Below are 6,588 nucleotides of genomic sequence, written 5' to 3' on the forward strand. Positions count from 1 at the left end.
ATTCAGAATTAATAAGCAATACAAAGAAAATTTAGAAGTCCTTTAACATACCATGTTAAGGGGCTTTTTTTTGGGAAGGGGTTTTCGTAATTTTGAAGCAAAGTATTTTAATTTTATATGGTTGAAGAACTCGTAGTTTTAGTAAACGAAAAGGATGAACAAATAGGGCTTATGCCTAAAATGGAAGCACATGAAAAGGCCGTTTTACATAGAGCGTTTTCTGTATTTGTGTTAAATGATGCTAACGAATTAATGTTACAACAACGCGCATTGCATAAATACCATTCTCCAGGGCTATGGACCAACACGTGTTGTAGTCATCAGCGAGATGGGGAGTCTAATATTGAAGCTGGCACACGAAGATTACAAGAAGAGATGGGCTTTATTACTTCCTTAAAAGAGACCACTTCATTTATTTATAAAGCACCTTTCGATAACGGTTTAACAGAACATGAGCTAGATCATATCATGGTGGGGAATTATAACGATTGTCCGGTAATTAACGAAGATGAAGTAGCAGCATGGAAATGGATGCCACTAGAAGACGTGAAAACAGATATTGATCACAATCCAGATCAGTATACCGTCTGGTTTAAGATTATATTTCAGAAATTTTATGACCATATCAGCATATGAGTTTAACAGTATATAGAAAAGCACATTTTAATGCCGCTCATAGGTTGTATCGAAAAGACTGGACAAATGAAAAAAACCTTGCAGTTTTTGGAAAGTGTAGCAACCCAAACTATCACGGTCATAATTATGACCTTGAGGTAGGGATTACTGGTGCTATAGATCCAGAAACTGGGTATTTAATTGACTTGAAAATATTAAAAGACATCATCAAAGAAGAAGTAGAAAATCCATTCGATCATAAAAACTTGAATCTAGAGGTAGCTGCTTTTAAAGATGTAAATCCTACCGTAGAGAATATTGCTATCGAGATCTATAATAGAATTGAAAAGCGATTGGGCGAAACCTATAAAATTTCAATTAAATTATATGAGACCCCTCGTAATTTTGTAGTATATACGGGTTCCAATTGAGTAACAATAGTAAAAACATACCGTGAAGCGTTCGTCATTATACCCTTTAAAGTTCATCCCTATTCTAAAAGAAAAAGTCTGGGGAGGTGCCAAGTTGCACTCCATGTTTCATAAAAATGCTACGGGTGCTATTGGAGAAAGTTGGGAATTATCTGGTGTAAATGACGCCATTTCATTAGTGGCAGATGGAGAACTAGCAGGCACAAGTTTACAAGAACTTATTCAAATGTTTCGAGAAGATTTGGTAGGCGAAAAAGTTTATAAAGCCTACGGACACAAATTTCCATTACTGTTTAAATTTATTGATGCTGCACAAGATCTTTCGGTTCAATTGCATCCAGATGATGCTTTGGCAGGTAAACGCCATAATTCTCTTGGAAAAACAGAGATGTGGTACATCATGGCTACAGATCCAGATGCGAGGCTTATTGTTGGTTTTAAACCCAATACAACCCCAGAGAGCTATCAAAAGGCGCTTGAAACAAACAGCATTACCGATATTCTTATTTCAGAAAAGGTGGCACCTGGAGACAGTTTTTTTATTGCTCCTGGTACAGTACACGCTATAGGTGCAGGCGTTGTTTTAGCCGAAATTCAACAAACCAGTGATATTACCTACAGGATATACGATTGGGATAGACCCGGCTTAGACGGAAATATGCGTGAACTGCATACCCAAGAAGCCATTGAAGCTATTAATTATAAGGAAGTGGAGGCTCGCATTCACATTTCCGAAGAAAAGAATAAGGCTGTTAGATTAAAAAGCACTCCCTTTTTTGAAACAAATAAATTGGTCCTTGAAGAGACAGTAGCAAGAAATTTGATGACCAAAGATAGTTTTGTTGTGTACATGTGTGTAGCAGGTACTGCGGAAATTTTAACGGATGACCACAGTGTTAGTATCACTACAGGAGAAACAGTTTTGATTCCCAAAACGCTTGCAAATCTGAAAATTAATACAAAATCTGCTACACTTTTGGAAGTGTATATTCCCTAAGAGTTTGTAACTTTGCAGCGTATTATTACTAATTAAAATACCGCACTAGCGGAACATATTATGGCAAACAAGAGAGATTTAAAAAAGGATATCAACTACGTAATGGGAGATATCATTGAAGCTGTATACATTTGGGAATTAACAAACCCAAGCAAAGACACAAAAGAATCTCAATCTATCATTGACGATGCAATTAAAGCGTTTGATGAGTTGATTGTAAAAGTAAATCAGAGAGATGTTGAGAATGCAAAACAGCATTTTAAAGCAGTAAATCAAGAGCTTGAAACAAAAGGAAGAGCATTGATTGACAGAATAAACAAAATGTAAGCCTACCTTACATTATTTAAAAACTCCATTACGTACCTGTAATGGAGTTTTTTAGTTTATAAAACTGGGTAAACAAAAAAATCCCGCTCTCAAGAGAACGGGATTTTTACTACGAAATAATATGGTTATTGAATTGTCTTATTTTACTTTCTTTACAATCGCTTCAAAAGCTTCTGGATGATTCATCGCTAAATCTGCAAGAACCTTACGGTTCAATTCAATTCCTGCTTTTTTCATCCCTCCCATAAACTGAGAGTAAGACATTCCGTGTTGGCGTGCACCTGCGTTAATACGTGTGATCCACAATGCTCTAAAAGTTCTCTTTTTGTTTCTACGGTCTCTGTATGAGTAAGACATTGCTTTGTCTACTGCATTCTTAGCTACCGTCCAAACGTTCTTTCTTCTTCCAAAGTAACCTTTGGCTTGCTTCAATACTTTTTTTCTACGTGCTCTTTTTGCAACGCTGTTTACTGATCTTGGCATAATTTAATTGTTTTTTGTAGTAGGCGATCTTTCGATACTTTAGTTTAAAAATCTAAAATCAACAATTGTCAATCTCAAATTAATTGGCCTAACTCCAGGGTTATAAAATTGATTAACCGTAAAACCAATTACTTCATTCGAAGCATTTGTTTTACATTACTCTCGTCAGATTTGTCAACCAAACCATCGTGAGTTAATTTAAGCTTACGTTTCTTAGACTTCTTTGTTAAGATGTGACTCTTAAACGCGTGCTTTCTTTTGATTTTTCCAGTACCTGTCAGCTTAAAACGCTTCTTTGCACTAGATTTTGTTTTTTGTTTCGGCATTATTCCTTCTTTTTTATATTATTTCGTTGTGTCTCTTTAGGTACACGTACCTGATGAGAGTTTATATAAATAAGTCCCTAGGGATCAAATTTCAGTTTACATAGTATTCCTACTATTTCTTTTTTGGAGCAATAAACATAATCATACGCTTACCTTCCAATTTAGGCATTTGCTCTACCTTACCTAGTTCTTCCAATTCTTGAGCTAATTTTAATAATAAAATTTCTCCTTGGTCTTTATAGATAATAGAACGCCCTTTAAAGAATACATACGCTTTTAATTTGGCTCCGTCTTTCAAGAACTTCTCTGCGTGTTTCTTTTTAAACTCATAATCGTGATCATCTGTATTAGGACCAAACCTAATCTCTTTGATGATTACTTTCGTAGCTTTAGACTTCATTGCCTTCTCGCGTTTCTTTTGCTCGTAGACAAACTTTTTATAGTCCATAACCTTACAAACCGGTGGGTTTGCATTTGGAGAAATTTCTACAAGATCTAACTCTTGTTCTTCAGCAATTGCTAAAGCTTTACGAGTAGGATAAACACCTATCTCAACATTATCTCCAACGAGACGTACTTCTTCAGCACGAATCTTACGGTTAATATTGTGCTGGTCTTCTTTAATGATCCTTGCAGGACCCCTACTTCTTTTTCTTCGTATTGCTATGGCTTTATATTTTTTGATATTCCATAAAACGGAACATCTGTTTAATAAATGTGGAATTATTCCACTTTAAATTCTTTTATTTCTTCTTTAACAGCTGCGTTAATCATCGCTGCAAAATCTTCAATCTTCATACTTCCTAAATCTCCTTCACTGTGTCTTCTAACAGAAATCGTGCCTTCTTTCTCTTCTTGCTCCCCAACAATTAACATGTATGGGAGTTTGTTCATTTCTGCTTCACGAATTTTCTTACCAATAGTCTCATTTCTATTGTCCACAAGGGCGCGAATTTCGTGATTTTCAAGCAAATTTAAAACTTTTTGAGCGTATTTTTCATATTTTTCACTTAATGATAGTATAGCAACCTGTTCTGGCATTAACCATAAAGGGAAATTTCCACCTGTATGCTCTAGTAAAATAGCAACAAAACGCTCCATACTTCCAAAGGGTGCACGGTGTATCATCACGGGTCTGTGTAGCTCATTATCACTGCCTTTATAGGTTAAATCGAAACGCTCAGGAAGGTTGTAATCTACCTGAATGGTACCTAATTGCCAGCTTCTTCCTAACGCATCTTTTACCATGAAATCTAACTTCGGGCCATAGAAAGCTGCTTCTCCTGCTTCTACAATATAATCAAGACCTTTGTCTTTTACGGCATTTAAAATTGCATTTTCAGCTTTTTCCCATGTTTCAACAGCACCAATATACTTTTCGGGCTTTGTTAAATCACGAACAGAAACTTGTGTTGTAAAGTTTTCAAATCCTAAAGATCCAAAAACATATAATACCAAGTCAATTACATTCTTAAACTCTTGATCTAATTGGTCTGGAGTACAAAAAATATGCGCATCATCTTGCGTAAATCCACGAACACGTGTTAAACCATGCAGTTCTCCACTTTGTTCATATCGGTATACAGTCCCAAACTCGGCAAAACGTTTCGGTAAATCTTTATAAGAAAAAGGTTTTGTATTATAAATTTCACAGTGGTGTGGGCAGTTCATGGGTTTTAACATGAATTCCTCACCTTCGTTAGGTGTTTTAATCACCTGGAAACTATCTTCACCATATTTGGCAAAGTGTCCAGAAGTTTCATAGAGTTCTTTGTTTCCGATATGAGGTGTCACCACCATTTCGTAACCAGCTTTCTTTTGCGCTTTTTTCAAAAAGTTTTCCAAACGCTCGCGAAGTGCTGCGCCTTTTGGTAGCCAAAGTGGTAATCCCTGTCCAACCTTTTGAGAAAATGTAAAAAGCTCTAATTCTTTTCCTAATTTTCTATGATCCCTTTTTTTAGCTTCTTCTAAAAGGGCTAAGTATTCTTTAAGTTCTTTTTGTTTTGGAAACGTAACACCGTAAATTCTTGTAAGTTGCTTGTTGTTTTCATCACCTCTCCAATAGGCGCCAGCAATACTCATTAACTTTACAGCTTTTACAAAACCAGTGTGCGGTAAATGACCTCCTCTACATAGATCTGTAAAATCATCATGATCACAAAAAGTAATCGTTCCGTCGTCTAGGTTCTCAATAAGTTCAACTTTGTATTCGTTTCCTTGTTTTTTATAAAAGTCAAGTGCTTCGTCTTTTGTCACAGAACGCATAGAGAACGAATGTTTAGCACGTGCAATCTCTAGCATCTTCTTTTCTACTTCTGCAAGATCTTTCTCTACAAAACTACGATCGCCAAAATCTATATCATAGTAAAAACCAGTATCAATGGCAGGTCCAATGGTTAGTTTAATACCAGGATATAATTGTTCCAGTGCCTGCGCAAGGATGTGTGCAGAAGAGTGCCAAAACGCTTTCTTACCTGCATCGTCTCTCCAGGTGTATAATACCAAACTACCATCTTGGGTTAGTGGAGTGCTGCTTTCTACGGTTTCACCATTGTAGGCTGCCGAAATCACATTTCTAGCCAGTCCTTCACTTATACTCATGGCTACATCCATAGGGGTTACGCCTGCTTCTAATTGCTTTACACTTCCGTCTGGTAACGTAATTGCTATCATAGTTTTTAAAATTTAAAAAGCAAAGATACTATTGTTGTTAAAATACACCGTATCATTTTATCGTTTTGTGTGTTCTTTTTTGGGTGTTCCTCAACTTCGTATCTCGTACCTCAATACTACATTGCGGCAGGCTTTCAGCTATATCTTTTACAGCACCCCAAAAGGAGCTGTAAAAGGATGCCGCTTCAATCCTTAACACGGGCTAGGGTGGAAGTGTGGTTTGTAGATTTTAATATAAATTATTGGGTTCTTTTTAGAAACTTGATAGTGAATGCAAATGTACTGTGAATGGTGTATTACAAGTGTTTAAGAAGATGATAATCTCTATGCCCTAAAAAGCATACATATATTAAGGTATAGCTGGGGTCAAAAAAAGTTTTTAGGCTAATGTGTGGTATTTCAAGGGCTTGTAAAAAGTTTCAAAAAAAACAAAAAAAAAGTATGTTTTTGTTTGGAGTGGTAAAAAAAACAGATGTATATTTGCAGCCGCTTACAAAACGAAATAACAGTAAGATTGTCAAGCAAACAACGTTCTTTAAATTTTATCAAAATATTTTTAAAAAGTATTGCAGGTTTAAAAAACAGTTGTACATTTGCAGCCGCTAAGATAATGAGTGAATCAAAAACACGAGTTAGCAAAGCGCACAAAAGTAGAATAAGTTCATTGAGATATTGAAATTGACAGCGTAATAAGATTAATTGGAAACGATTAATTCTTTTACAAAGAAACTAAACT

8 protein-coding genes are annotated in these 6,588 nt (G+C 35.8%); 4 read left to right on the top strand and 4 right to left on the bottom strand.

Features of this window, described 5'->3' with window-relative positions; genetic code table 11:
• Positions 1–117: 117 nt before the first annotated feature.
• Genes idi through ACY2RS_RS15345 form a run of 4 tightly spaced genes read left to right on the top strand, consistent with a single transcriptional unit; the run spans position 118 to position 2,370 of the window.
• Positions 118–636 carry an isopentenyl-diphosphate Delta-isomerase gene (idi, locus tag ACY2RS_RS15330; RefSeq protein ID WP_490099545.1) on the top strand — a complete coding sequence of 173 codons (519 nt, stop codon included), beginning with the start codon at positions 118–120 and terminating at the stop codon, positions 634–636.
• The gene (locus ACY2RS_RS15335) at positions 633–1,046 is read left to right on the top strand and encodes a 6-pyruvoyl trahydropterin synthase family protein (RefSeq protein ID WP_490099546.1); all 414 of its coding nucleotides are present in this window, start codon (positions 633–635) and stop codon (positions 1,044–1,046) included. The genes idi and ACY2RS_RS15335 overlap by 4 nt, the downstream gene beginning before the upstream one ends.
• 22 nt (positions 1,047–1,068) lie before the next feature.
• Complete coding sequence (locus ACY2RS_RS15340; RefSeq protein WP_490099547.1) at positions 1,069–2,043, top strand: type I phosphomannose isomerase catalytic subunit; 975 nt, start codon at positions 1,069–1,071, stop codon at positions 2,041–2,043.
• Between the two features lie 60 nt (positions 2,044–2,103).
• On the top strand, positions 2,104–2,370 hold the full coding sequence (locus ACY2RS_RS15345) for a hypothetical protein (protein ID WP_490099548.1): 267 nt from the start codon (positions 2,104–2,106) through the stop codon (positions 2,368–2,370).
• A gap of 138 nt (positions 2,371–2,508) precedes the next feature.
• On the opposite strand, the gene rplT is transcribed toward ACY2RS_RS15345, so the two are convergent.
• The 4 genes from rplT to thrS all read right to left on the bottom strand — a co-directional run bounded on the left by rplT (position 2,509) and on the right by thrS (position 5,852).
• Positions 2,509–2,853 carry a 50S ribosomal protein L20 gene (gene rplT, locus ACY2RS_RS15350; protein ID WP_151893710.1) on the bottom strand — a complete coding sequence of 115 codons (345 nt, stop codon included), beginning with the start codon at positions 2,851–2,853 and terminating at the stop codon, positions 2,509–2,511.
• 128 nt (positions 2,854–2,981) lie between these two features.
• On the bottom strand, positions 2,982–3,179 hold the full coding sequence (rpmI, locus tag ACY2RS_RS15355; RefSeq protein ID WP_490099549.1) for a 50S ribosomal protein L35: 198 nt from the start codon (positions 3,177–3,179) through the stop codon (positions 2,982–2,984).
• Positions 3,180–3,291: 112 nt separating this feature from the next.
• Complete coding sequence (gene infC / locus ACY2RS_RS15360) at positions 3,292–3,804, bottom strand: translation initiation factor IF-3 (RefSeq protein WP_490099551.1); 513 nt, start codon at positions 3,802–3,804, stop codon at positions 3,292–3,294.
• Positions 3,805–3,902: 98 nt separating this feature from the next.
• A complete protein-coding gene (gene thrS / locus ACY2RS_RS15365; protein ID WP_490099550.1) occupies positions 3,903–5,852 on the bottom strand; it encodes a threonine--tRNA ligase in 1,950 nt (649 codons plus the stop codon).
• Between the last annotated feature and the right edge of the window lie 736 nt (positions 5,853–6,588).

The sequence above is a fragment of the Patiriisocius sp. 208BN25-11 genome (assembly GCF_058147145.1).

Excerpts from the sequence above, each read along its gene's own strand:
- idi (WP_490099545.1), top strand. The coding sequence starts at position 118 with ATGGTTGAAGAACTCGTAGTTTTAGTAAACGAAAAGGATGAACAAATA.
- ACY2RS_RS15335 (WP_490099546.1), top strand. The coding sequence starts at position 633 with ATGAGTTTAACAGTATATAGAAAAGCACATTTTAATGCCGCTCATAGG.
- ACY2RS_RS15345 (WP_490099548.1), top strand. The coding sequence starts at position 2,104 with ATGGCAAACAAGAGAGATTTAAAAAAGGATATCAACTACGTAATGGGA.
- rplT (WP_151893710.1), bottom strand. The coding sequence starts at position 2,853 with ATGCCAAGATCAGTAAACAGCGTTGCAAAAAGAGCACGTAGAAAAAAA.
- rpmI (WP_490099549.1), bottom strand. The coding sequence starts at position 3,179 with ATGCCGAAACAAAAAACAAAATCTAGTGCAAAGAAGCGTTTTAAGCTG.
- thrS (WP_490099550.1), bottom strand. The coding sequence starts at position 5,852 with ATGATAGCAATTACGTTACCAGACGGAAGTGTAAAGCAATTAGAAGCA.